Genomic DNA, 24,742 nt, shown 5'->3' with positions numbered 1-24,742 from the left:
GATGGAGCGAGTTATAGAAATACCGAAAGAGTTTCGGTGCGTACCATTTTTTAAAGAGAGTGCAAATTCGATTACGTATCACACAGACCAATCTTTTGAAGAGATAATACAAAATACTTACTTTATATTTGATATTGAAAGAAAATATGAGCCATGGAATGAAATTGAAACAAGTATTCCAGCGGTGTTAAATATATGGAAAAGCAAGCATGAAGAAATTGCTATACTATTTCGGAACAGAAAAAAACAAGAAGCTGAGGGTCCGATGATTCTTTTTGCAGCGCACTTTCTATCGGTTATATATTGGTTAAATGAGCAGCCTGTTCATAGTTTGAATGAGATGCAAGTAAATACGAATAAATTGGAAGTACAACCTGTTAATTTTATGGAGCGATATTCATTTATTATAAAGAAACCGAGTAATTACCATTCGTATATTCAATTAGTACAGTTGTATATCGAAATAGAAAAGCTATATGTAAAGAAAATGATAACAAAAAGAAGTCGATTTCTCATTAAGAGAAATCGACTTCTTTTTTGTTTATTAAGACTCTGTTGTAACAACATTTCCGTCCGCGTGAGGTGTATCTCCTCCGGTATTTTGTTGCTGTTGTTGCTCTTCAGCTTTTTTTCTAGCTTCTTCGTCAGCTTTTCTCTTAGCTTCTTCGTCGGCTTTTCTCTTAGCTTCTTCGTCAGCTTTCTTCTTAGCCTCTTCGTCAGCGGCTTTCTTTTGGGCTTCTTCTTGCTGTTTACGTTGTTGTTCTTGCTGCTGTTGTTCTTGTTGTTTACGTTGTTGTTCTTGTTGCTGTTCTTGCTGTTTACGCTGATCTTCATCAGCTTTTTTCTTAGCTTCTTCTTGTTTTAGTTTATCTTCATTGGTCTTTTTCAGGGCTTCTTCGTCAGCTTTTTTCTTAGCTTCTTCGTCAGCTTTTTTCGCATCTGGAGTTCCGCCAGGCGCAGTGAAGGATGCACCAATTGCAGGACTTGTTCCAGTGCCCTTTTTCGCTACTACAGAGAAGCTGTAAGTAACACCTGGTTTAATACCACCAAGAGTAGCTGTCGTACCGCTTACTGACAAGCTACCACTAGAACCGTCAGTAGCTTTATAGCTTGCTGCGTATGCATCAACATCTGATGATGGTCCAGACCAGTTCAGTGTCACTGTGCTAGCGCCATCGAAAGCGACATTAAGGCCACTAGGTGGATCTACTTTAATTTCTTTAACTGCATCTTTTTTCGCACCTTTAATGTACAGTTCTCCATTTAATTCTTGTACAGAAGAAGGGCGCTCGAAACGAGATTTATCCGTAGCAAATTTGCTCATCATTGCTTGGAACATTTGCTGAGCAATTCTAGTAGAACGATCTCCAATGTAATTTTCTGGGCTATCTTTTTCATAACCAGTCCATACAGCCATTGTATATTGTGGTGTATATCCTGCGAACCAACTATCTCTGTTGGCATCTGCTGGAATACCGTATTTTTTAATAACAGATTTATCAAAGTTTTGTGTTCCTGTTTTACCAGCAACGTCGAATCCAGAAACATATGCTGTTGGCCCTGTACCGCCAGAACCAGGTTTTACTACGTCACGAAGAACGTCAGTAACCATGTAAGCTGTATAGTCGTGCATTGCACGCTGTTCTTTCGGTTTAAAGCTTTTCTTTTTTCCATCTGGGAAAATAACTTCTTTAACGAAATGAGGTTTATTGTATACACCGTCATTTCCAAATGCTGCATAAGCTCCAGCGACATCTAACGGAGAGCCTTCATTACTACCGATTGCAGTAGATTCATATGCTTTCCCATCTTTAAACGTCATTCCTAAACCTTCAGCAAACTCTTGTGCCTTAGGAATACCGACTGCTTGAGCTGTTTTTAAAGCCGGGATGTTTAATGACTTCTTCAATGCTTCACGAAGTGAAACGTCACCTTTAAAATTACCTGTAGCATTTTTAATCTTTGTGCCATCAGAGTAAGTATATTCAGAGTCATTTAATTGATGATAAGTAGACCATTGAAGATTCTCAATTGCTGGACCATAGTCGAAAATTGGTTTCATTGTTGAACCAACTTGGCGTTTTAAATCAACAGCCATATTATGACCTTTGAAAGTAGACTTACTTTCTTTACGCCCAGCACCTATTGCTCGAACTTCTCCAGACTGTGTATCCATAAATACAAATGATCCTTGGAACTGATCGTTTGGATACTTAATGAGATTGCCATCCATAATTTTCTCAGCGTAATCTTGAGCATCTTGATCAAGTGTTGTATGAATTGTTAAACCATCTGAACCGATATTTACATCAGGGTATTCTTTTTCAACTTCCTTTACAGCAGCATCTATAAATGCTTGATACTTCATTTCAGTCACTTCTGAAGATGGAAGAAGTCCTTGTGTTACAGAGATTTGCATTGCGTCATTCATTTCTTGTTTCGTTATATACCCGTGTCGGTTCATTAATGTTAATACGATATTACGACGTTTCGTTGCTCGCTCAACGTTATCTTCTTTTGTTGGGTCATAAATGTTAGGACCTTGGGGTAAACCGGCGAGCATTGCAGCTTCGTGTAGTTGTATGTCTTTTAAATCTTTGCCGTAATATTTTTTTGCTGCTGTTGAAATACCGTAAGAGCGATTACCGAGGTTAATCTTATTTAAGTACATTTCTAAAATTTCATGTTTTGAGTACTGTTGCTCTAACTTATAAGATAAGTACCATTCCTGCACTTTTCTTTTTGCAGTTTTGTCCATCGTTAGAAAATAGTTTTTAACTACTTGCTGTGTAATCGTACTACCACCTTGTGATCCAAAACCACCAGTGACATTTTCCATGACTGCCATTCCAGTACGTCTAAAATCAATTCCATTATGATCGTAGAAACGAGCATCCTCAGTCGCAAGGAATGCACTTTCAATTACTTTTGGAATTTGATCGTATGTAACATGGGTTCGTTTTTCAGCACCGTATTCATAGAAGAAATTCCCGTTTTTATCAAGGAATTTTGTTGATAAAGGATTGACTAGCTTTGATTTGTCTAGTTTTGGAGCGTCCTTTACCATAACAAAGAAGGCCGAAACGCCAGCTACGAGACCGACGATACCAAGAAGTAGACAACCTATAAGAAATCTCTTGAAAAAGGAACCTTTTTTCTTTGGTTTTTCTTCTTTATTATTTGTTTCTTTCGTTTGATTTTTTACATGATTTCGTTCTGTACGAGAACGATAATTATCTGACATTATACTTTCTCCTACCTTTCATTCTCTCCCCCAAAAGTCGAAAAAAGAGCCTTAGTGATGACTCTATCACGAAAAATAAACCGTGTCTAGTACGCGGATATAATCAATTCGAGGGTGATAACCGCATGATAATAAAGACCCATGCTCTTCTATTTCTTGTTTTGTAATCGATTTACGTCCACCAGTATTTTGACGATTCCAAAATGCAATAATATGTTTTGCATCTAATAAATAAAATTCATCAAAAAGTGTAAATTTAATAATAACAAATGCAATTCCATTATGAGCGACTACTTGCTTCATATGTTCAATTTGATGAAGGTGGAAGTTTTGAAGTGGAAAACTGGTTTTATTTTTAGTTTCTTTCGCTTCAAAATCGATGTATTTCCCTTTGTATACACCGTTGTAATCTGTTGTAGAAGGTTGTTTGAAATACGCTTCTTTTACCACTGCAGCACTTCGAGCGGGGTAATCTACTTTTACAATTTGAAGAGGTGTAGGTTTTTTATGTACGCATGCAATATTATGGGTTAAGTAATATTGATTGGTGTCATTCAATTCCTCTTCAAGGGACATACCTCTATTACTGTAAGTATGTTTTTTTATTGGTGTTTTATGAGGTTGTGAAGCTTGATCGTACCTTTTTCCATTTGGGTAACGAATGGTCATATTTTGTCCACTCCCAACTTGATAAGATTTACTTACAAAGGTGATTATATCAAAAAATGAAAAAAGATGTGACCTTTTTCAAGAAAGGTATGGTGACTTACTCATGTTTCGATGGAATGATTACGAAAAAATTAAACAGACCCGTAATGGTATTTTTTGTACAGAAGAGGAAAAAGCTATAGTTCTTAACATTAAGGAGAGCACGGATGTAGCTAACGTAGATAATATTTCACGTACACAATCTTACCAAGAGTATTATTTGAGAAATAGAGAAATTAGATGGTCTTTTTTAGCAAGCATGGTTTCAAGGAATGGGGGATGGAACATGACAGATTTAGAAGGAGAATATTATTCTAATCTTTTATCTCAAACAGTTAAGAGACGATTATTTCATTTGTATGAGAAAGCCAATTGGCTCATTTTTTTAGATGCATTTCCTCAACTATTACTGTATGAGGAAAGTAAAAAGAGATGTGCGCCGCTCTTTCATTTGTTACAATTTTTCAACATATCAATTTTTATGGAAAAAGAATGGGTCGCGTTTTGGGAGAAAAAAGATATAAATAGGCTTATGACGGCACTTATTATTAATGAACAAAATAAAATTCAAAAACCAGTAATTGAGAATGCATACTTTCAAAAACATGTATTTGATACTGCACTATTCAAATTTCAAGAAATATTTCACGTTAGTGCAGTTATTTTTCCAATGGTGGAAGGGGGAATGTATGGATTTTCAGTTTATCAATTTGAAACGTTGCAAAAACGTATAGAACTGGGAAAGCAATTAGCTTGGTTATTATTTCATTCAAAGTATAAGGCTTCTTTTTATAAATTTGCAGTGCAAACTAGGCATACAGGATCAAGGATGGATTATGAATGTAATATAAGGGGAATTAGAAAATCATGTACGCCGGCTCTTCGGGATGTGTATTCTATTGTCACTCATGAAAAATTAATTGAAAAAGATTGGTTTAGTGAAGGGTTGGAAATAGATTCATTATTTTTACTTGAAAAACCTAAGGGAGAAATTAATATAACAGAATGGTATAGAAAGAAGAGGGAGCAAATACATACTCTTTCTATATTAAGTAGTTTTGTTAAAAGAATAGATGAGTTCATGATATAATAAAGAAGTCCCGCCTTCTTAAATGAAGGCGGGACTTCTTTATTAAAAGTAATAAGCTCTACAACAAGTTACTTTCTAATCGGTTATTTGTCGGCAGTACGACTTTAACTTCAACATTTATCGAAAGCGAAGAGGTAAGATAGACTAGAAAATAGTTGTTTGTAAAAGCCACTTTGGTTAAAGTGTCATTTTATCCCGCTATTTGCGGACAGTAAAACTCCCACCTCAAAATTTGGCTGGAGCAAAGAAGGTAGGTGGAAGCCCTGCTGTCCGTAAACACCCGATTGGTGCGGGTTGATAATCAGTGGGAGATGAACAAAACCCCCTGATTAAAGTTTCACTTTATGTAGCGGGGAAATTTGGACCATCAAGCTTTGGATTACCAGTCTCAGGTTGGTTTTGTTGTTTGTTTTGCTTTTTCTTTTTTTCGTTTTTATTTTTTGCCATCGTAATACACCTCCTTTTTGTATTGTTACCATTTCTAATAATGGCATACTAAATGATTTCTTTGACGAATATCAACTAGTTTTGTCATGTGAGAAGGAGTAATTAATCAATCGGCGAAATTACATGACAAAGGAAAGGCAAAGAAGGGGGCGTTTTAAATATGGCGATGGTTCAGAAGGAAGATGTTATGAAAAAAATGGATCAAATGTTAAGTTCTCTCGATTTGCTGGAAATGAAGATTGGGATTAGAATGAATCATGCATTGAAGGATAAAGGTGAAAAAATATGCAATAAGATAGAAATAACAGAAATGCATATAGAACATATGGAAAATAAATTAGTGCATCACGAAGAAAAAGGGAGCTGGGTAAAGACATTTCAAAACGTCGTAGTGAGTGCATAATAAGGTGGGAACAAAATGGGACATGAAGCATTAATCCAGTCTTCGGAGAAGTTAATGCAGTATAATGATGAAGCGAATGTGAAAAAAAGAGAGATGGCTGAATATGATTTTTATAAGGATATGAAGCCATTTGTTGATATTGTAGATGCGGAGTTAGAGATGTGGAAAGAATTAGCTTATAGGTGGATAAAGGAAGAACGACCTAAGTATATACATGTACAACAAATTGATCAAGTGTATGATAATTTACAAACTAATGTGCTACAATGTTTTGTTAATAAGGGAAAAGGCAAACGTTTCTTTGAAACTCATCAAGCTATTTCGTATACTTTGCAAAATATCGTAGATCAATGTAAATAACAAGAGGGAAAACCCTCTTGTTTTTTTATGCCTCTGTCACTGTTGTAGGTTTTGTTGCACCGTTTATTTCTAACTCTCGTATTAATGTTCGGTAATCTGATATGCATACTTTTCCTTCAAGATAACAATGTCTTGCAAAGTCTAACAGTTCATTCGAATTTTCTGTGTAATACCCCTTTTTTTGAGAAAACGCTTGTTTTAAATCCCCTAACACCATGTTGATTCCTCCCCCATGAGAATCTTCTTCCTTATTATCATAGCATGGAAGGGTTTACTTTCTAATTTTTTTAAAAATTTAAACTTCCGACAAAAACAGACAGATACTCCGTCACACATTTTATTTTATAGGTACATATTCTATATGTAGAAACTTATGCGAAGGAGGAGAGAATGCATGTTTCAACAACCTAATGTATATCAGCAAGCAAATCCATATGCACAGCAAAATATGTACCAATATAATGAGGATACATATTTACGATATAATATGTATCCTTTCGAGCCTCATTATGGAAACCAAAATTATTATCAACCATTTGAAGTGTCGTTTGGGAATCAACCGCAGCAAGCATATACGAATCAACCACAGCAAGTGCATATGAATCAACCGCAACAAGCATATACGAATCAACCGCAGCAAGCGCATATGAATCAACCGCAACAACCGCACATGAATCAGTCGCAACAAGCGCATATGAATCAACCGCAACAACCGCACATGAATCAGTCGCAACAAGCGCATATGAATCAGCCGCAGCAAATGTATACGAATCAACCACAGCAAGCGTATATGAATTCACAAAACTACATGTCGCCAGCTCAATATGTAAATCAACAAGCTATGTTTTATCCACCAAAACAACCATATCCAACGATGAATAAACAAAAGCAACAGCAACAGCAACCAAGTCAGTTTTCTAGTTTTGTTTCACAATTTAAATCATCAGATGGTAACTACGATGTAAATAAAATGATGAACACGGCTGGACAAATGATGAACGCGATGAATCAAGTAACAGGGATTGTTAAGCAAGTCGGGGGCTTTTTTGGTAAATAATAGTAGGGGGTTGTCTATAATAAGTATTACGTATGAAATTGGATACTAGACAAATTTCCATGAAATAAATGGGTATATATAACAAGCGGCTTTACCCCCTCGCTCATATTGTAAAGTGTAGTCAGATTTTTTTAATGAGAGAGGAGAGAAAAAACTATGCATCATTGTCATCCTTGCTTTGGAGGGCATAAGCCTGTAGGACCTATTTGTACGACAGCTCCTGTCATTCACCCAACGAAACAATGCGTAACACATTCTTTTTCAACAACGGTGGTGCCACACATTTTTCCAACTCATACAACGCATGTTCATCATCAACAAATTAAAAATCAAAGCTTCTTCCCACAAACAAACTCGAACGTAAACGTTGTAGATCCTGGTGATCCAGGATTCGGCGGAGGATGTGGACCATGCGGTCATGGCCATCATCACCATGGGCATCAAATATCACCATTTGGACCAGGACCGAATGTATCACCATTTGGACCAGGACCGAACGTATCACCATTTGGACCAGGACCGAATGTATCACCATTTGGACCAAATATCGGACCAAACGTTGGTGGAATGTTTAAAAAGTAAATGATATGTTAGAACTAGCGAAATGCTAGTTCTTTTTTTGTAATTGGAGTGTTGATATGAAGGTTGTTGCTGTAACAGGATATAAGCCGTTTGAACTTGGAATATTTAAAAATGATCATCCAGGAGTAGAGTGTATAAAAAAGGCGCTGCGTCGTAAATTAACTGTTTTTGTAGAAGAAGGTTTGGAGTGGGTTATTATAAGTGGTCAGTTAGGAGTAGAGCTATGGGCTGCTGAAGTTGTTTTTGAAATTCAAGTAGAATATCCAAATTTAAAATTAGCTGTATTTACTCCTTTTTTAGAACAAGAGGAAAATTGGAAGGAAGATAACCGTGAATATTACGAATTTATTCTTTCACAAGCAGATCATATTGATAGTATTACGAAACGGAAGTACGAAAGCCCAGAGCAATTTAAATTAAAGAATCAATTTTTTATTGAAAAAAGCGATGCACTTTTAGCTGTATATGATGAAGAAAAGTCTGGGAGCCCTAAATATATTGTAGAAGCAGCTAAGAAAAAAGGAGAAATAGAAAATTATCACAGTTATTTCATTCTTTTTTCTGATTTACAAGATATAATGGAAGAGGAACAGTGGAATAATGCAGAGTAATATGTAATATAGTACTCGTATATTTGATTGACAAAAGGCGTTGTTTCTGAAAAAATTTAGTTAATGAAAGCTTTGGCAAAAATTTGAGGTGAAGAAAATGATTTCGGATAAAATTAAATTAACAGCGAAAGATATTTTAGAAAAAGAATTTAAAACAGGTATGAGAGGTTATCAACAAGAAGAAGTAGATAAGTTTCTTGATATGATTATTAAAGATTATGAAGCCTTTCATAAGGAATTTGATCAATTAAAACAACAAAATGCTCGTTTGAAACGTGAGTTAGAAGAACAAAAAGTAGCGGCAACACAAGTTCCGCAACAACCGGTACAAACACCAGTTGCACAACCAGTGTATAACAATACGAATACGGATATTTTAAAACGTCTATCTAATTTAGAAAAAGCTGTATTTGGAAGTAAGTTATACGAATAAATTAAGGTAACAAAAAGGTTAAAGCATTTTACATAGAAAAAAACATTGCAAAATCTTTTTGTTTCCACTATACTAATGTTTGTCATAACGTTTGGGTAATCGCTGCAACGCCAACGTTGTAGAGGAAAGTCCATGCTCGCACGGCCTGAGATGGCTGTAGTGTTCGTGCCTAGCCAAGTCATAAGCTAGGGTATTCTGGCTGCAAGGCTGGTTTAACGGCAGGGAAAAAACCTAAGTCCTTTCGGATATGGTTTGACTACCTTTAAAGTGCCACAGTGACGAAGTCCTTGAAGAAATGATAGGAGTGGAACGAGGTAAACCCCACGAGCGAGAAACCCAAATAATGGTAGGGGAATCTTTTCCAAGGAAATGAACGACGGAAAAGGACAGGTTTTCGTAACCTGTAGATAGATGATTACCACCGGAGTACGAGGCGTGGGCCGTTTGCAGTACAAAGGAACAGAACATGGCTTACAGAACGTTATGAACCAACTATGAAATAACTCAGCTCTCCTTTGTTAGAGGAGGGCTTTTTATTTGTATGAAGTTATAAGTTGTGAGTTAAAATGGTAAGTGAGAATATTCTTCGTAATATGTGATAATTAATAGGACAACATGTTATTAATTATTGTTTGATTATACATAAGAGGTGAATGCAAATGGGAAAAGTTACTTTAATTGCAACAGCGGCAATGGGTATTGAAGCGTTAGTTGCCCGAGAAGTTCGCGATCTTGGTTATGAATGTGAAGTGGAAAACGGAAAGGTAACGTTTGAAGCGGATGAAAAAGCGATTTGTCGTACGAATTTATGGTTACGTACTGCAGACCGTGTGAAAATTAAAGTCGGCGAATTTAAAGCAACAACATTCGATGAGTTATTTGAAAAAACAAAAGCGTTAAACTGGGGAGATTATATTCCAGAGAACGGAGAATTTCCTGTTATTGGGAAATCTTTGAAATCAACATTATTTAGCGTTTCAGACTGCCAACGTATCGTTAAAAAGGCTGTTGTTGAGAAATTAAAAACAACGTATAGACGCACAACTTGGTTTGAAGAAGATGGACCGTTATTCCGTATTGAAATTGCAATGCTCAAGGATATTGCGACGTTAACAATCGATGCGAGTGGTGTAGGTCTTCATAAACGTGGATACCGTCTTGAGCAAGGTGAAGCGCCTTTAAAAGAAACATTAGCTGCGTCTTTAATTAAGTTAACAAACTGGAAGGCGGATCGTCCTTTCGTTGATCCTTTCTGTGGATCTGGTACAATTCCAATTGAAGCTGCATTAATTGGACAAAATATCGCACCAGGATTTAACCGAGGCTTTGCATCGGATGAATGGGGCTGGGTTGGTAAACAAAATTGGCGCGAAGCTCGTCAAGAAGCTGAAGATTTAGCTAATTATAATCAACCATTGCAAATCATTGGATCAGATATCGATCACCGTATGATAAGAGTTGCCCAAGATAACGCAGAAGAAGTTGGATTAGGGGATCTTATATCATTTAAACAAATGCAAGTAAAAGATTTCACGACAAAAGAGGAATATGGCTATGTTGTAACGAATCCTCCATACGGAGAACGTTTAAGTGAAAGAGCGCTTGTTGAAAAATTATATAAAGAAATGGGAGAGGTATTCCGCCCATTAGATACGTGGTCAATGTATTTATTAACAAGTTATGAAGCATTTGAGAAATGTTATGGGAAAGATGCATCGAAAAAGCGTAAACTGTTTAACGGATTTATCCGTACAGATTACTATCAATACTTCGGAAAGCGTCCACCGCGTAATTCATAGTATAAAACTCCTCCAGCACGCATATACTGGCTATTATGTAATGCGTAAAGGAGGAAGTGATATGGATAGTTTCCAATTATCGATGATTCAAAAAGCTATTCACCGTACGTATGATGAGCTCGGAAAAGAAGTGGATAGTCAAGGTGCAATTGTAGATGGAATACAAAAAGCGCAGGAAGAATATTTGTCAGCTCTTTCACATGAAACAGCGATTGATAAACGTTATTTAAGGTCATTAATATAGAAAAAAATTTTCCTTTTTCGAAAGGAAAATTTTTTTTCGTGTATTTCTATGTATTGTAACAGGGGAAAGTGGCTGCGCGCATGTGAGTAGCAGTTGCTATATCTTTTTATAGAAAAACTGTTTGGTTGGAGGCTAAGGATGTTTACTGAGAATAGGTTACCATTTGAAGTAGGAAAACAAGATAATTTTTATGATAAGTTGAATGAGTGGATTGGAGATGTGTTTTACGACATTCTTCCGGAAAAAGGTTTTGAAGAGCGTGATGAACAGATTTTTATGGCGTTTCAGTTAGAGCGCGCTTTCCAAGAGAAGAAAGTTATGTTTGCAGAAGCAGGTGTAGGAACAGGGAAAACAATTGTATATCTTCTATATGCAATTTGTTATGCACGTTATACAGGGAAGCCGGCTATTATCGCTTGTGCAGATGAAACGTTAATTGAGCAGCTTGTGAAAGAAGAAGGAGACATTGCTAAGTTATCTGAAGCATTAGGGCTATCTGTTGATGTTAGACTTGCGAAGTCAATGGATAATTATTTATGTTTACGTAAACTTGAAGATGTTATGAGTGGACGAGCTCCAGAAGTAATTGAAGATGTATATTACGAATTACCTCAGTTCGTATTCGATCATGGTACGATGCAGAACTTTACTCACTATGGTGATCGAAAAGAATTTCCACTGTTAAATGACGAGGAATGGTCAAAGGTAAACTGGGATTACTTCCAAGATTGCTTCACTTGTGATTCTCGTCATCGTTGTGGTCAAACTCTTTCGCGCGAGCATTATCGTAAAGCGGCAGATTTAATCATTTGTTCTCAAGATTTCTATATGGATCATATTTGGACGTACGAAGCTCGCAAACGTGAAGGACAAATTCCGTTATTACCAGAAAGTAGCTGCGTTGTATTCGATGAAGGGCATCTTGTAGAATATGCAGCTCAAAAAGCTTTAACGTACCGTTTAAAACAAACGATGATGGAGCAACTTTTAACGAGATTATTACAAAATGATATTCGTGAAGAGTTCGCACATTTAGTAGAAGAAACAATTTGGCAAACTGAACAATTCTTTGGGGTACTACAAGAGAATAAAAAGGAAATTGAAGGTTCTGATCGTTTAGAAATTACTGTGACAGAAAAGGTAACTGCAGAAGCGAAAAGACTTTATGCGAAAATCGGTGAAGTCGGTGATGCATTAGTATTTGAAAGTGAAATGCATACAGTAAACACATACGATTTAAATATTGTTGATGAGCATTTAGATGTGTTAGAGCATTCACTTCGTCTTTTCATGCACGAGAAAAATGTAATTACGTGGGGTGAAGAAGGCGATGGTGCTTTCACGTTAGTTATTATGCCGCGTGCAGTTGAAGAAGTGTTACAAGAAAAAGTATTCTCGAAGAAGATTCCATATATTTTCTCTTCTGCGACATTATCTGACAATGATTCGTTCGCATTTACTGCAAATAGTCTAGGGGTAAAAGATTACTTATCATTCTCAGTTGCTTCGCCGTTTGATTATGAAGAGCAAATGACAGTAAATTTACTTCCGTATACGAAAGAAAATGAATGGGAAAGAAAGTGTCAATATACACTTGAAAATATACAAAAAACAAATGGACGTACACTCGTATTATTCCGTACAACGCAAGAACTTGCAGCGTTTAAAGAATATGTAAGTAAAGAGCAAATGTCAGTTCCGTTCCTATATGAAGGAGATCAAGAAATTAGTCAGCTCGTTTCTCGTTTCCAAAATGAAGAAGAGACTGTACTTTGTGCCGTTCATTTATGGGAAGGTTTAGACATTCCAGGTTCATCATTATCACATGTTATTATTTGGTCATTACCATTCCCTCCAAACGATCCTGTGTTTGAGGCGAAGCGTAAACATGTGAATGATCCATTCTGGGACGTAGATGTGCCTTATATGATTTTACGTCTTCGCCAAGGAATTGGACGTTTAATTCGTACAAGTGAAGATAAAGGTGCTATATCATTATTCTTATCAGATAATGAAGATGAAAAAGTGATAGAAGCAGTGAAGAAAGTACTTCCGGTAGAAGGAAAAGTACTTTAAGCGAAAAAATGTTGTAGGGAAAAGTTTGGCATTTGCCAAGCTTTTTTTCTATTAGAAAAGGAATTTATGTTTCAGTGTCGAAATAAGTTTGAGGTAGAAAAAGGAGGTTTTTTTATACTATGACAGTTGCTATATATGAAGTGGAAAAACAATTTTTAACATATGTGAAGAAGATAGAGAATTACGGAGAGGCATTAAGCTTAATGTTTTGGGATTTAAGAACAGGTGCACCAAAGCAAGGAGTAGACCAGCGTTCAGAAGTAATTGGAATGCTTTCATCCGAAGTGTTTGCGATGTCGACTTCAGATGAGATGGGGAACTATTTAACTGAACTAGAATCTTTAATTGTTGAAAATAAACTTTCTGAAACGACAAAGAAAATGGTTGAAGAGTGTCGTAAAGAATATGATAGAAATAAGAAAATTCCACAAGCGGAATATGAAGCGTATGTGAAATTAGAAGCGAAAGCGGAAAGTGTATGGGAAGAAGCTCGCGAAAAATCTGACTTCGAAATGTTCCGTCCGTATTTAGAAAAAATTGTTGAATTCAAAAAGAAGTTTATTACATATTGGGGTTACGAAACGTACAAGTATAACACGCTATTAGACATGTATGAGCCGGGAATCACAGTAGAAGTGTTAGATCATGTATTTGGTCAACTACGTGAACGTATCGTTCCGCTTGTGAAAGAAATTTCTGAGTCTAAAAAAGAATTAAAAACAAATGCTTTAGCTGAACATTTTTCAAAAGAAAAACAAAAGAATTTTACTTTAGAGTTATTAAAACAATTGAACTATAACTTTGAAGCGGGTCGTCTTGATGAAACGGTACATCCTTTTGAAATTACATTAAATAGAGGGGATGTTCGTATTACGACTCGTTACGATGAGAAAGACTTCCGTATGGCTGTTTTCGGCACGATTCATGAATGTGGTCATGCTGTATATGAACAAAATATTGCAGAGGAATTTGAAGGTACACCGCTATGTAGTGGAACTTCTATGGGTATTCATGAGTCACAATCATTATTCTTTGAGAACTTTATCGGTCGTAATAAATCATTCTGGAAGAAAAATTATGATTTATTAAAAGAGTATAGCGATGGTCAATTCAATGATATATCAGTAGATGAGTTTTATGATGCGATTAACGAATCGAAGCCATCGTTTATTCGTATAGAAGCAGATGAGCTTACATATCCGCTTCACGTCATGGTTCGTTATGAACTTGAGAAAGAATTATTTGATGGTACATTACAAGTGAAGGATTTGCCAGCGGCTTGGAATGATAAGATGGAAGCATATTTAGGAATTCGTCCGGAAAACGATGCACAAGGTGTATTGCAAGATGTTCACTGGGCTGGTGGTTCATTTGGATACTTCCCATCTTATGCGCTTGGTTATATGTATGCAGCGCAATTTAAACATAGGATGCTAAAGGATATTCCAAACTTTGATGCATTATTAGAAGAAGGAATCGTGACACCAATTCGTGAATGGTTAACAGAGAATATTCACCAATATGGCAAAACGAAAAAACCACTTGAAATTTTAAAAGATGTGACAGGTGAAGGTTTAAATGCAAACTACTTAGCTGATTATTTAGAAGCTAAATATAAAGAGATTTATGAGTTATAAAACAGGAGCTGCTTAATTGCAGCTTTTTTTTATGAGGGAGTGAGAGAAATGGGCTATATGTTTACAGTAATGTCACAAGCGGAAGCAGAAGAAATTGCATATAACTGGCATTATGAAGGGGAGTATTCCTTTTATGATATAGAGGCAGATGAAGAAGATTTAGCTGAGTTTTTAGAGGATGAGAGTAGAGGGAATCATACATTTTCTGTGAAGGAAAATGGTACTCTCTTTGGTTTCTTTAGTTTTAGTAACATAAATAATCAAACGGTTGATATAGGTCTTGGAATGAGACCTGATATAACTGGGAATGGATTTGGTCTTACAGTTCGTAAAAGCTGGACTAGCTTTTAGTAAAGAAAAATACGGATGCAATTATATAACACTATCAGTAGCGACATTTAATGAAAGAGCGATTAAAGTGTATAAAAGAGCAGGATTCGAAGCTGTTGGAACGTTTATACAGAAAACAAATGGTAGTTGTTTTGAGTTTTTGAAAATGAATTATATATGTAAAAATGATTAAAAAACAGAGGAGAACTTCTGTTTTTTTATTTTGATGTAGAAATAAATGATGTTTGTTTTTGTACTTGTTGTAATTAGAAGTTTTGAAATTTTGGAAGAGGATGTGTATGATTGAAGTTTAGTAGCAAATAGCAAGTTTAGTAAGGAGAGGTAGTATGATTACAATTAAAACGAAAAATGAAATAGATTTGATGCATGAATCTGGGAAGTTACTAGCTTCTTGTCATAGAGAAATTGCAAAAATGATGAAACCAGGAATAACGACACAAGAAATTGATACGTTTGTTGAAGCGTATTTAGAAAAGCATGGTGCAACATCTGAACAGAAAGGTTACAACGGGTATCCATATGCGATATGTGCATCTGTAAACGATGAAATTTGTCACGGTTTCCCTAGTGATGTACCTTTACAGGAAGGAGATATTGTGACAATTGACATGGTAGTAAACTTAAATGGTGCGCTCTCGGATTCTGCATGGACGTATATAGTTGGAGATATTTCTGATGAAGCAAAAAGGTTATTGTTAGTAGCAGAGAGTGCTTTATATAAAGGGATTGAGCAAGCAATAAGTGGTAACCATGTTGGAGATATTGGATACGCAATTGAAAGTTATGTAGCTTCTGAAGGGTTTTCTGTTGCAAGAGACTTTACGGGACACGGAATTGGTAAAGAAATTCATGAGGAACCAGCAATTTTTCATTTTGGTAAGCCAAGGCAAGGACCAGAATTACAAGAAGGAATGGTAATTACAATTGAACCTATTGTAAATGCCGGTATGCGATATTCTAAAGTAGATTTAAACGGATGGACTGCACGGACGATGGATGGGAAATTATCTGCACAGTATGAGCATACAATTGCGATTACGAAGGATGGTCCTATCATATTAACGACGTTGTAATATGAAATGTGAAAGTTTGAAAAACTCGAACGAAAATGGTATTTTCGTAAAATTCGTACGTGTTTTTTCGATAAATGCTTTTCAAAGTGAAAAAAGTGCGTTATAATCCTTCTATAAATAAATAAGTTAGCTACACTCATATAATCGCGGGGATATGGCCTGCAAGTTTCTACCGAAGTACCGTAAATACTTTGACTATGAGTGAGGACGAATATATTTGCTTGTTTAGCATTCTTTTTTGCGAAACTCCAAAAGCACGTCTCTCACTTGTAACGAGTGGTGGCGGCTTTTGGAGTTTTTTATTTGCATAAGAGGAGGAACTAACATGAAAGTATTACAAGAAAAGATTTTGAACGAAGGAAAGGTTTTATCTGGTGATGTATTAAAGGTAGATGCATTTTTAAATCATCAAATTGATCCAGTACTTATGCAAGAAATCGGAAAAGAATTCACTAAGCGTTTTAAAGAAGAGAACATTACAAAAATCGTGACGATTGAATCTTCAGGCATTGCGCCAGCGGTTATGGCTGCTTTAGAGCTTGGCGTAAAAGTAGTTTTTGCAAGAAAGCGTAAATCGTTAACGTTACAAGATAATATGTATGTTGCAAACGTATATTCATTTACAAAACAAGAAACGAACGAGATTTCATTATCTCGAAATCATATTGATGAAAATGATCATGTATTAATTATTGATGACTTTTTAGCAAATGGTCAGGCTGCTTTAGGTTTAATGAGTTTAGTAGAGCAAGCCGGGGCAAGTATTGCGGGAATTGGCATTGTTATTGAAAAAGCATTTCAAGATGGAGGAAAGAAGCTGCGTGAACAGGGTGTTCGTGTTGAATCACTAGCAGAAATTGCATCACTTGATAACGGCACAGTTACATTTGTACAGCAAGAAACTGCGGAGGTGAACTAACGATGAAGCAGCACCCATTTAAAATCGCATCGCTTGGTATTCAGCACATGCTTGCCATGTACGCTGGCGCAATTATTGTTCCTCTTATTGTCGGCGGGGGACTTGGTTTAAATCAACAAGAATTAACGTATTTAGTATCGATTGACTTATTAATGTGCGGCGTAGCAACGATTTTACAAGCATTATCAAATCGCTTTTTCGGTATTGGGCTTCCGGTTGTACTTGGTTGTACATTTACAGCGGTTGGACCGATGATTGCAATTGGTAAACAATACGGCGTGTCCTCTATATATGGAGCAATTATTGCTGCGGGATTATTTGTTGTTATTTTCGCGAAATTATTTGGGAAGCTTGTAAAACTGTTTCCTCCTGTTGTAACAGGATCTGTCGTTACAGTTATTGGGGTTACACTTGTTCCAGCAGCTATTAATGATATGGCTGGAGGAGTTGGAAGTAAAGATTTCGGGAGTCTAGAAAATTTAGCGTTAGCATTTGGTGTTTTATTATTTATCATTATTATGTATCGTTTCTTTGATGGATTTATCCGTTCAATCTCTATATTACTTGGTCTTTTGTTCGGTACAATCGTCGCAGCATTTATGGGGAAAGTAAGCTTGCAAGCGGTTGGAGAGGCAGATTGGTTCCACGGTATTCAGCCGTTTTACTTCGGTACACCAACATTTGAATTAACGCCAATTATTACGATGATTCTCGTTGCTTGCGTAGGAATTGTAGAAGCAACAGGTGTATATTTTGCATTATCTGATATTTGTAATAAGAAGATCGGTGAAAAAGAATTAACAAAAGGTTATCGTGCAGAAGGATTAGCAATGGTTCTAGGTGGTATTTTTAACGCATTTCCATACACAACATATTCTCAAAACGTAGGACTTGTTCAATTAACTGGAGTAAGAAATCGCGTCATTATCTATACTTGTGGTGGTATGTTAATTGCTCTTGGGTTTATTCCTAAAATCGCAGCCATTACAACAATTATTCCGAAATCAGTACTTGGCGGTGCAATGCTAGCAATGTTCGGCATGGTTATGGCATATGGTATTAAAATGTTAAGCAGTGTTGATTTTGGAAAACAAGAAAATTTATTAATTGTTGCATGTTCTGTCGGAATCGGACTTGGTGTTACAGTTGTTCCAACGTTATTTTCACAGCTTCCGGAAAACATCCGTATTTTAACAGATAACGGAATTGTACTTGGAAGTGCATCAGCAGTACTTTTAAATATCGTATTTAATATGGTGCCGCATCGTAAAGTGAAAGTAAAAGAAGAGCCAGTTCCGATGCAAAGTGCAGTAAGAGAAGCATAGAAAAGCAAGGTCTCATTATGAGACCTTGCTTTTCTTTTTAAGTGGTATCATCTTACCGTATGTACCAAGGCGCCAAATGTATTCAAGTGGCCCATATTGGTAACGTGAAAGCCACCAGCGGCTAATAAAGATTTGTAACGTATAAAAGCCGATGCAAAATAGTGGTCCGACCCATAATGGAGCGGGATAATAATTTTTGAAAAATAGGCCGAATACAAGTAACGTAACAATCGTATGCGTGATGTAATTTGTTAACGCCATTCGTCCGACATATTGGAACGGACGTAATAATGTTTGCCATCTTTCTTTTTGTAATAAACGCATGAGCGTGAAAATGTAGAATATGAATAATGTTTTTCCACTAAACATTGTAAAGGCCTGCATATAAAATGGTTCATAAGATGGTTTTGATAAGAAGTAACGGACCATGAAGAACCACATTGGTAATGTCAAAATGAACATAATGATTTGCCATTTTTTAAGCTTTGGATCCAACTCTTTCGTGCGGCGGAAAATATCTTTTTTGCCGGCGTATAAACCAAGTAAAAATAGTCCAACTGTTTCTGGGAGCATGAATACATTTAGTCCAATTCCTTCAGAATAAAATGCATGGAAACGATTTTGTATTTGTGACACCCAGTCTTCAAGTGGCATGATCGGTAAGGAAAACCCTAACTCTTCCCTTGGTACTAAGGCAACCACTATACTAGCGATTAGCATGAAAAATTGAAAAATACTTAGTAAAACTAATGCCCATATTAAAATAGTACGAGGCTCTCTCTTATAAAATAACAATAAGAAAAATCCAGCGATGGCATAACTATGTAAGATGTCTCCGTCCCATAAAAGAACGTAATGCAAGAAACCAAATAATAATAAAATGAGCAAGCGACGAACAAATAAAGTTTTTGGGCGATCTGTTTTCGCTTCAGCACGAGTCATAAAAATGTAAAAGCCTAGGCCGAATAAAAACGAAAAGATAGTATAAAACTTTGTTTGAATAAACATATCGTAAAATAGACGGATATAGCTATTTAGCCCCTCATAAACTCCTGAAAGATCACGTGAGTCGATCCCAGCGATAACAGGCCAGTTAACAAGAAAAATACCTAGTACAGCTATTCCTCTAATAATATCGATGGAATGTATCCTCTCGCCTTGTGAAATATTTTGTGTCATTATTTTCCTCCTTGTTAAGTAATTCCCTTTTATCCCGCATTAACAAGCAGTAAGACTCCCACCTCAAAATTCAGTGAATACGAGGAAGTTAGGTGGGAGTCGGGCTGCTTGTAAAAGCCCGATTGGTTCAACTAATAATTAGTGGGGATGGGAAATATCCCCACTAATTACAGTTTCACTTTATTATACAAAATGTAAAGGGGAGGGTATATAGGTTATTTCCAATTTTTAAAACTGCTAAGATGTGTATTATGAGATATAATAAGAGTGCACAGCAAGTTTTAAACTTCTTTAAAACAGGCAGTAAAGCTCCTTTTCCCGAAGGAGCTTTCTTTTTTTAGAAATTTGTTGATAATGATTCTCTTTAATGATAAAATGTATTCAAAAGTGATAATCATTATCAAAAAAAGGTTGGTGTGTTAATATGGTGTATGCACTTGTTGCAGGAACGATTGCTATATATGTTGGTGTTACAAAGTATGTATTAAATGGAGTAGGAACAACAAAATGAATAATATTACATAAAATCCCTTTCATTTGTAAAAAGAATGAAAGGGATTTTTTATTTTTGATGTGAATATGCTGAAAATTTAGTATGATAATAAAGTGAAACTTTAATCAGCGGGGAGGTCTATCCCTCACTGATTACTAGCCCGCACGAAACGGGTTTTTACTGCCCACAAATAGCGGGATAAAGTATATACATCTTGGATAAAGGGGAACAAGGGGATGACAAACATAGTACAGACAAACGGTATGAAAAAACTTGTTTGTTTTTATGAAGAGTGGCAAAAAAACGGCGATGTAGAGAATAGTTTGAAGTTGTTTGAAGTGATTCAAAAATATAAACAAGAGCAGCTTATGCTAGCTTTTTGTGGTCATTTTTCTGCGGGGAAATCGACAATGATGAATCACCTATATAAAGCGCAATTATTACCGACAAGTCCGATTCCAACGAGTGCTAACGTTGTTAAAATTGAAAGAGGATCTGATCGTGTTGTTGTAACGATTAAGTCTGGAGAACAGTATGAATATGACGGCGCATATTCAGCAGAAGAATTAAAACAAATATGTAAAGACGGTGATGAAGTAATTGGTGTTCATATTTATCGAAATGATGCGCCAATTCCTGATGGGGTTATGTTAGTTGATACGCCCGGAATTGATTCTACGGATGATGCCCACCAATTAGCGACGGAATCAACACTGCATCTAGCAGATGTTATTTTCTATATGATGGATTATAACCATGTCCAATCAGAGGTTAACTTACAATTTGTTAAAGAATTGAAACAACGTAATAAAACGGTTTATCTCGTTGTAAACCAAATAGATAAACATAAAGCAAATGAGTTATCGTTTGAAGAGTATAGAGATAGTGTAAAACAGTCTTTTTCTAACTGGGATATTGAAGTAGATGGTATTTTCTATACATCATTGCGAATGATGAATCATCCATACAATGAAATTCAAAGTTTAGAAGCATTAATCTTTTCTATCATGAAAGAAAAAGAGCAGTATGTAAGAAAGGGAATGGAGCGAGAAACAGAATATTTACTGCAAGAACATTGTTCGTTTATTCTTTCTGAAAATGAAAAACATCTCATGAAATATGAAGAAGAATTAACATCACCACTGTCACTTTCAGAGATAGTTGAAAAAAAGGAAGAGTTAACTGAAAATAAAAATCGGGTGGTTAGTAAAGAATCTGATGTGAGAAATGAATTTATAAAAGGTTTACAAGCCATATTAGATAACGCGTATTTAATGCCATTTGAAATGAGAGAATTGGCAAATAAATATTTAGAAACGAAATTAACGAAGTTTAAAGTTGGTTTGTTATTTGCGAAAGGAAAGACGGAGCAAGAAAAACAGAGACGTGTAGATGCTTTTTATTCTGCTCTTCAAAAGACTGTTGAAACGCAACTTGATTTTCATGTGAAAGAATTTATTGTAGCCTTCTTAAAAGAAGAAGGGTTATTTACAGAGGAAATAGGGAAAGACATATATGCGTTAGAAATTGCTTTCGGACCGGAAGTGTTGGCTGAAACAATTAAACAGGGGGCTGGATTTACCGGTGATTACTTACTTCTGTATACTGCTGACGTTGCAAATGAGTTAAAGAAAAGATACTTTATGAAATCTCAGCAAATCTTTGGAAAAAGTACGGGTATATTGCAGAAGAAAGTGAAGATAGAGATTGCTCGTATTGAAGAAGAAATTGAAAAATACACGATGTTACAAACAGCAAAAGAAACAAAATTACAATACATTAAGACGTATGAGGAATATGAGAGCTATTTAGGAGATATTTGGAATGAAAATGTTTCTATACCAGATGGATTGCAAATAGACGAAATATTACAAAGTAAAAAACAAGTTGTTAGTGAGAAGTTTACACTACAAGAGCAAGAAATTGTAAATGATAACGTAGCGGCTAGTGAAGAAGAGATTAAAGGAACGAAAGCTTTAAATATTCAGCGTATATTAGAAAAAGTGAAGAAAGCTGAAACGATATTAGATCCATTGCCTACACTGAAACATCTACAGCAAGAAGTAGTGGGAAAAAGACAGCGTGTAGAAACGAAGCAATTTACAGTAGCGTTATTTGGAGCTTTTAGTGCTGGGAAATCATCATTTGCTAACGCATTGCTCGGTGAAAAGGTACTTCCTGTATCGCCAAACCCAACGACAGCAACAATAAATCAAATTTTGCCAGTTACAGAAGATAAACAACATGGAACGGTAATTGTCCAGTTTAAATCAGAGCAAGCGCTGTTAGAAGATATGAAAGCTGTTTATAAAATGTTTCACTATGAAATTGCTACATTGGAAGAAGCGTTAACGAAAATTGATCAAATTATGAAATACCCTTCACCAAGCGGGAAGCAAAAAACAACATTTAGCTTTTTGCGAGCGGTACAAAAAGGATATGAGGCAGTTGCTAATCATTTAGGGGAACAATTACAAGTTACGTTAGAGGAGTTCTCTGATTATGTAGCTAATGAAGAAAAATCATGCTTTGTTGAGTATATGGAGCTTTATTATGATTGTGCTTTAACAAGGCAAGGAGTAGCTCTTGTAGATACACCAGGGGCGGATTCTATTAACGCGCGCCATACGGATGTTGCATTCCAGTATATTAAAAACGCAGATGCTATTTTATTCGTAACATACTATAATCATGTTTTCTCTCGTGCAGATCGTGAATTTTTAATTCAGCTCGGTCGTGTAAAGGATACATTTGCACTTGATAAAATGTTCTTCTTAATAAATGCTGCCGATTTAGCACAATCTGAAGAAGAACTTGAAATGGTAAAAGGTTATATTGCGGATCAGCTCCTGCAATACGGTATTAGAAATCCACGTTTATTTGCAATTTCAAGTTTATGTGCGCTTGAAGAAAAGCAAGGGAAAAGTATTGATAAAGAAAAGTATGGTATTTTACAAAACTCCGGGATTACTAAGTTTGAAGAATCATTTACGTCCTTTATGATGAGGGATTTAATGCTTGTATCTGTGCATGCTTTATATGGTGCATTGCAAGGAGCGAATCAGCTTCTTGTAAATATGATAAATGGCGCAAAGCAGGGAAATGATGAGAAAGAGAAGCAAACAAAAAAATATGAAGCAGAGCGTAATCAGCTACTTCATATTATTTCATCATATAGTGTACTTGCTGAAGAGCAAGCAATGCAAAATGAAGTGAAAGAATTGCTTTATTATGTACACCAACGTCTATTTTTACGCTATAACGATGTGTTTACTGAATTTATTAATCCGGCGTCGTTACGAACAGATGGGAATGTGAAAATGCAGTTGCAGCAATGTGTAATGGAATTAGTTTCATTTATTCAACATGATTTATTACAAGAAATGCGTGCGACATCATTACGTCTTGAAAAATGGATAGATGAAGCGATGAAGCGTGCAAAGGATGAAATTGTTGTGAATTGCAAAGTGGAAAATGAATCGATTTCTATGGGTGGAACAGTGGATTATGAATATAAAATTATTACACATAAAGAGCCGTTTCCTTCGATAGAAATAAAAGATTTTAAAAAGGCACTAGCACATTTTAAAAATGAGAAAAGCTTTTTTGAAAAAAATGATAAAGCTTTTATGCAAGAAGACGCTAAAGGAGTGTTAGAACCTTTCGTATCAAACTATGTAGTTGATGAAGAAGATTTATTCGTTCATCATTATAAGCAAGAGTGGGATGCAAAATGGAACCTATTCCAAAAAGTGATGCAGCAAGATGTTGAGAATTATTATGAAAGTATATTATTCGCTTTAGCTGAAACAATTGATGTATCACTATACGAACAAAGTAAAGAAGAGCTACAAAAGCAGTTAGTAGAAATTGAAAAAGAAATTTATATTAAATAGCTGTTATGAAAAAAAGATTCGTTCAATTTTCTTTTGTAGTACAGTATCTAAAGATTTTACAAACCCTGCAAACTCATCAGTAGAAATCATATGGGTAAGAACTAAGCGTCTGCCGTCTGGTGTTTCACCGCATAAGACGAATGAAGAAAACTCATACGTTTTGTTTTCTACTACTAATTTTGGATAGGAATATGTGTCGCTCTTCTTTTTCTTTCCATCAATAGAGATGACGTTGCATTTTTTCTCATTGTTGTCCATGGTGAATCCCTCCTTTCTATTATCTATGGTAGACAAGGGGGGTTTAGAACAATAGAGGAGGGGGAATTTTTATGTCTGTTGTCATAGAGCGTATTTCGAAAGAAGCTATACCGAAATCTTTATTACTTCTTGCTGATCCAAGTGAAAGCCAAATTGATGCATATGTACAGAGAGGGTATACGTATATAGCTAAACAAGAAGAAAGAATCATCGGTGTATATGTGCTTTTGGAAACAAGACCAAGGACAATGGAAATTATGAATATTGCGGTTGTAGAGCATTTGCAAGGAAAAGGGATTGGAAAGCAGCTATTAAGTCATGCCGTAGAAACTGCTAAAGGATATGGTATGTCAAAACTTGAAGTTGGTACAGGCAATTCTAGTGTTTCACAACTTGCTTTATATCAAAAATGTGGATTTCGTATTTTTTCTATTGATTTTGATTACTTTTCAAAGCATTATGAAGAAGAGATTATTGAAAATGGGATTGTATGTCGCGATATGATTCGGCTTGCAATGGAATTGAATAAGAACGTATAACTTATTTAGGGGGAAGAG

Annotated in this window: 22 protein-coding genes, 1 other RNA gene, 2 pseudogenes and 1 riboswitch; of the genes and pseudogenes, 19 read left to right on the top strand and 6 right to left on the bottom strand. The window is 35.8% G+C overall.

The genetic code is table 11. From position 1 onward, the window contains the following. Position 1: 1 nt before the first annotated feature. Positions 2–502 (top strand): annotated as a pseudogene (locus JFT89_RS06305) (YpoC family protein); the annotation flags it as partial. A 42-nt stretch (positions 503–544) separates the two neighbouring features. Here the strand turns inward: JFT89_RS06305 and JFT89_RS06300 are convergent. Both JFT89_RS06300 and recU read right to left on the bottom strand, forming a co-directional pair. Beyond that, complete coding sequence (locus tag JFT89_RS06300) at positions 545–3,244, bottom strand: penicillin-binding protein 1A (RefSeq protein WP_016094448.1); 2,700 nt, start codon at positions 3,242–3,244, stop codon at positions 545–547. Positions 3,245–3,310: 66 nt separating this feature from the next. Continuing rightward, a complete protein-coding gene (gene recU, locus JFT89_RS06295; protein WP_002030800.1) occupies positions 3,311–3,913 on the bottom strand; it encodes a Holliday junction resolvase RecU in 603 nt (200 codons plus the stop codon). Between the two features lie 103 nt (positions 3,914–4,016). Between recU and JFT89_RS06290 the strand changes: the two genes are divergently transcribed. Further along, positions 4,017–5,042: a DUF2515 domain-containing protein gene (locus JFT89_RS06290; protein ID WP_002064546.1), complete on the top strand. Its 1,026-nt coding sequence runs from the start codon at positions 4,017–4,019 to the stop codon at positions 5,040–5,042. A 342-nt stretch (positions 5,043–5,384) separates the two neighbouring features. On the opposite strand, the gene JFT89_RS30605 is transcribed toward JFT89_RS06290, so the two are convergent. Beyond that, a complete protein-coding gene (locus JFT89_RS30605; protein WP_307838604.1) occupies positions 5,385–5,531 on the bottom strand; it encodes a phage portal protein in 147 nt (48 codons plus the stop codon). A gap of 118 nt (positions 5,532–5,649) precedes the next feature. Here JFT89_RS30605 and JFT89_RS06285 point away from each other — a divergent pair, with 118 nt between their 5' ends. Both JFT89_RS06285 and JFT89_RS06280 read left to right on the top strand, forming a co-directional pair. Next, positions 5,650–5,892 (top strand): hypothetical protein, encoded by a 243-nt coding sequence (locus JFT89_RS06285; protein ID WP_002011865.1) that lies wholly within the window; start codon positions 5,650–5,652, stop codon positions 5,890–5,892. 15 nt (positions 5,893–5,907) lie between these two features. Continuing rightward, on the top strand, positions 5,908–6,252 hold the full coding sequence (locus tag JFT89_RS06280; protein ID WP_002011864.1) for a YppE family protein: 345 nt from the start codon (positions 5,908–5,910) through the stop codon (positions 6,250–6,252). A 25-nt stretch (positions 6,253–6,277) separates the two neighbouring features. On the opposite strand, the gene JFT89_RS06275 is transcribed toward JFT89_RS06280, so the two are convergent. Continuing rightward, positions 6,278–6,469 (bottom strand): YppF family protein, encoded by a 192-nt coding sequence (locus JFT89_RS06275; protein ID WP_002030817.1) that lies wholly within the window; start codon positions 6,467–6,469, stop codon positions 6,278–6,280. A 177-nt stretch (positions 6,470–6,646) separates the two neighbouring features. Between JFT89_RS06275 and JFT89_RS06270 the strand changes: the two genes are divergently transcribed. The 13 genes and pseudogenes from JFT89_RS06270 (at position 6,647) to pbuX (ending at position 18,359) form a co-directional block, all read left to right on the top strand. Then, entirely contained in the window at positions 6,647–7,309 is a 663-nt protein-coding gene (locus JFT89_RS06270; protein WP_201039682.1) for a YppG family protein, read from the top strand. Between the two features lie 156 nt (positions 7,310–7,465). Continuing rightward, positions 7,466–7,891: a CotD family spore coat protein gene (locus JFT89_RS06265; RefSeq protein WP_002011871.1), complete on the top strand. Its 426-nt coding sequence runs from the start codon at positions 7,466–7,468 to the stop codon at positions 7,889–7,891. Between the two features lie 56 nt (positions 7,892–7,947). Then, positions 7,948–8,502 carry an SLOG family protein gene (locus JFT89_RS06260; RefSeq protein ID WP_002030808.1) on the top strand — a complete coding sequence of 185 codons (555 nt, stop codon included), beginning with the start codon at positions 7,948–7,950 and terminating at the stop codon, positions 8,500–8,502. Between the two features lie 97 nt (positions 8,503–8,599). Beyond that, the gene (gene gpsB, locus JFT89_RS06255) at positions 8,600–8,935 is read left to right on the top strand and encodes a cell division regulator GpsB (protein WP_000622426.1); all 336 of its coding nucleotides are present in this window, start codon (positions 8,600–8,602) and stop codon (positions 8,933–8,935) included. 87 nt (positions 8,936–9,022) lie between these two features. Continuing rightward, positions 9,023–9,414, top strand: an RNA gene (gene rnpB, locus JFT89_RS06250) — RNase P RNA component class B. Between the two features lie 180 nt (positions 9,415–9,594). Beyond that, the gene (locus tag JFT89_RS06245) at positions 9,595–10,734 is read left to right on the top strand and encodes a THUMP domain-containing class I SAM-dependent RNA methyltransferase (protein WP_002011868.1); all 1,140 of its coding nucleotides are present in this window, start codon (positions 9,595–9,597) and stop codon (positions 10,732–10,734) included. 61 nt (positions 10,735–10,795) lie between these two features. After that, a complete protein-coding gene (locus tag JFT89_RS06240) occupies positions 10,796–10,978 on the top strand; it encodes a DUF3921 domain-containing protein (RefSeq protein WP_002126488.1) in 183 nt (60 codons plus the stop codon). Between the two features lie 138 nt (positions 10,979–11,116). After that, positions 11,117–13,054, top strand: coding sequence for an ATP-dependent DNA helicase (locus JFT89_RS06235; RefSeq protein ID WP_002011942.1), 1,938 nt, complete (start codon positions 11,117–11,119; stop codon positions 13,052–13,054). Positions 13,055–13,173: 119 nt separating this feature from the next. Then, positions 13,174–14,691: a carboxypeptidase gene (ypwA, locus tag JFT89_RS06230; RefSeq protein ID WP_002064552.1), complete on the top strand. Its 1,518-nt coding sequence runs from the start codon at positions 13,174–13,176 to the stop codon at positions 14,689–14,691. Positions 14,692–14,739: 48 nt separating this feature from the next. Next, a pseudogene (locus tag JFT89_RS06225) lies at positions 14,740–15,214 on the top strand (GNAT family N-acetyltransferase). A gap of 154 nt (positions 15,215–15,368) precedes the next feature. After that, positions 15,369–16,115, top strand: a complete 747-nt coding sequence (locus JFT89_RS06220; RefSeq protein ID WP_002064555.1) for a type I methionyl aminopeptidase — start codon at positions 15,369–15,371, stop codon at positions 16,113–16,115. Positions 16,116–16,231: 116 nt separating this feature from the next. After that, positions 16,232–16,333, top strand: a riboswitch (purine riboswitch). A gap of 107 nt (positions 16,334–16,440) precedes the next feature. Further along, positions 16,441–17,034 (top strand): xanthine phosphoribosyltransferase, encoded by a 594-nt coding sequence (locus tag JFT89_RS06215; RefSeq protein WP_002064558.1) that lies wholly within the window; start codon positions 16,441–16,443, stop codon positions 17,032–17,034. Between the two features lie 2 nt (positions 17,035–17,036). Then, positions 17,037–18,359, top strand: a complete 1,323-nt coding sequence (gene pbuX, locus JFT89_RS06210; RefSeq protein ID WP_002064560.1) for a xanthine permease PbuX — start codon at positions 17,037–17,039, stop codon at positions 18,357–18,359. Between the two features lie 15 nt (positions 18,360–18,374). Here the strand turns inward: pbuX and JFT89_RS06205 are convergent, their stop codons facing one another. Next, positions 18,375–19,538 (bottom strand): DUF418 domain-containing protein, encoded by a 1,164-nt coding sequence (locus tag JFT89_RS06205; RefSeq protein WP_201039680.1) that lies wholly within the window; start codon positions 19,536–19,538, stop codon positions 18,375–18,377. Positions 19,539–20,267: 729 nt separating this feature from the next. On the opposite strand from JFT89_RS06205, the gene JFT89_RS06200 reads away from it, so the two are divergent. Further along, positions 20,268–23,927 (top strand): dynamin family protein, encoded by a 3,660-nt coding sequence (locus JFT89_RS06200; RefSeq protein WP_033706605.1) that lies wholly within the window; start codon positions 20,268–20,270, stop codon positions 23,925–23,927. Between the two features lie 3 nt (positions 23,928–23,930). On the opposite strand, the gene JFT89_RS06195 is transcribed toward JFT89_RS06200, so the two are convergent. After that, positions 23,931–24,185, bottom strand: coding sequence for a DUF3931 domain-containing protein (locus JFT89_RS06195; RefSeq protein ID WP_000369740.1), 255 nt, complete (start codon positions 24,183–24,185; stop codon positions 23,931–23,933). A 71-nt stretch (positions 24,186–24,256) separates the two neighbouring features. Here JFT89_RS06195 and JFT89_RS06190 point away from each other — a divergent pair, with 71 nt between their 5' ends. Continuing rightward, the gene (locus tag JFT89_RS06190) at positions 24,257–24,724 is read left to right on the top strand and encodes a GNAT family N-acetyltransferase (protein WP_002011932.1); all 468 of its coding nucleotides are present in this window, start codon (positions 24,257–24,259) and stop codon (positions 24,722–24,724) included. Positions 24,725–24,742 lie beyond the last annotated feature (18 nt).

The sequence above is a fragment of the Bacillus sp. TH25 genome (assembly GCF_016650935.1).
Taxonomy (GTDB): Bacteria; Bacillota; Bacilli; order Bacillales; family Bacillaceae_G; genus Bacillus_A; species Bacillus_A mycoides.
Note: the sequence above shows the minus strand (reverse complement) of the source record. Positions and strands in the feature narration are given on the sequence as shown.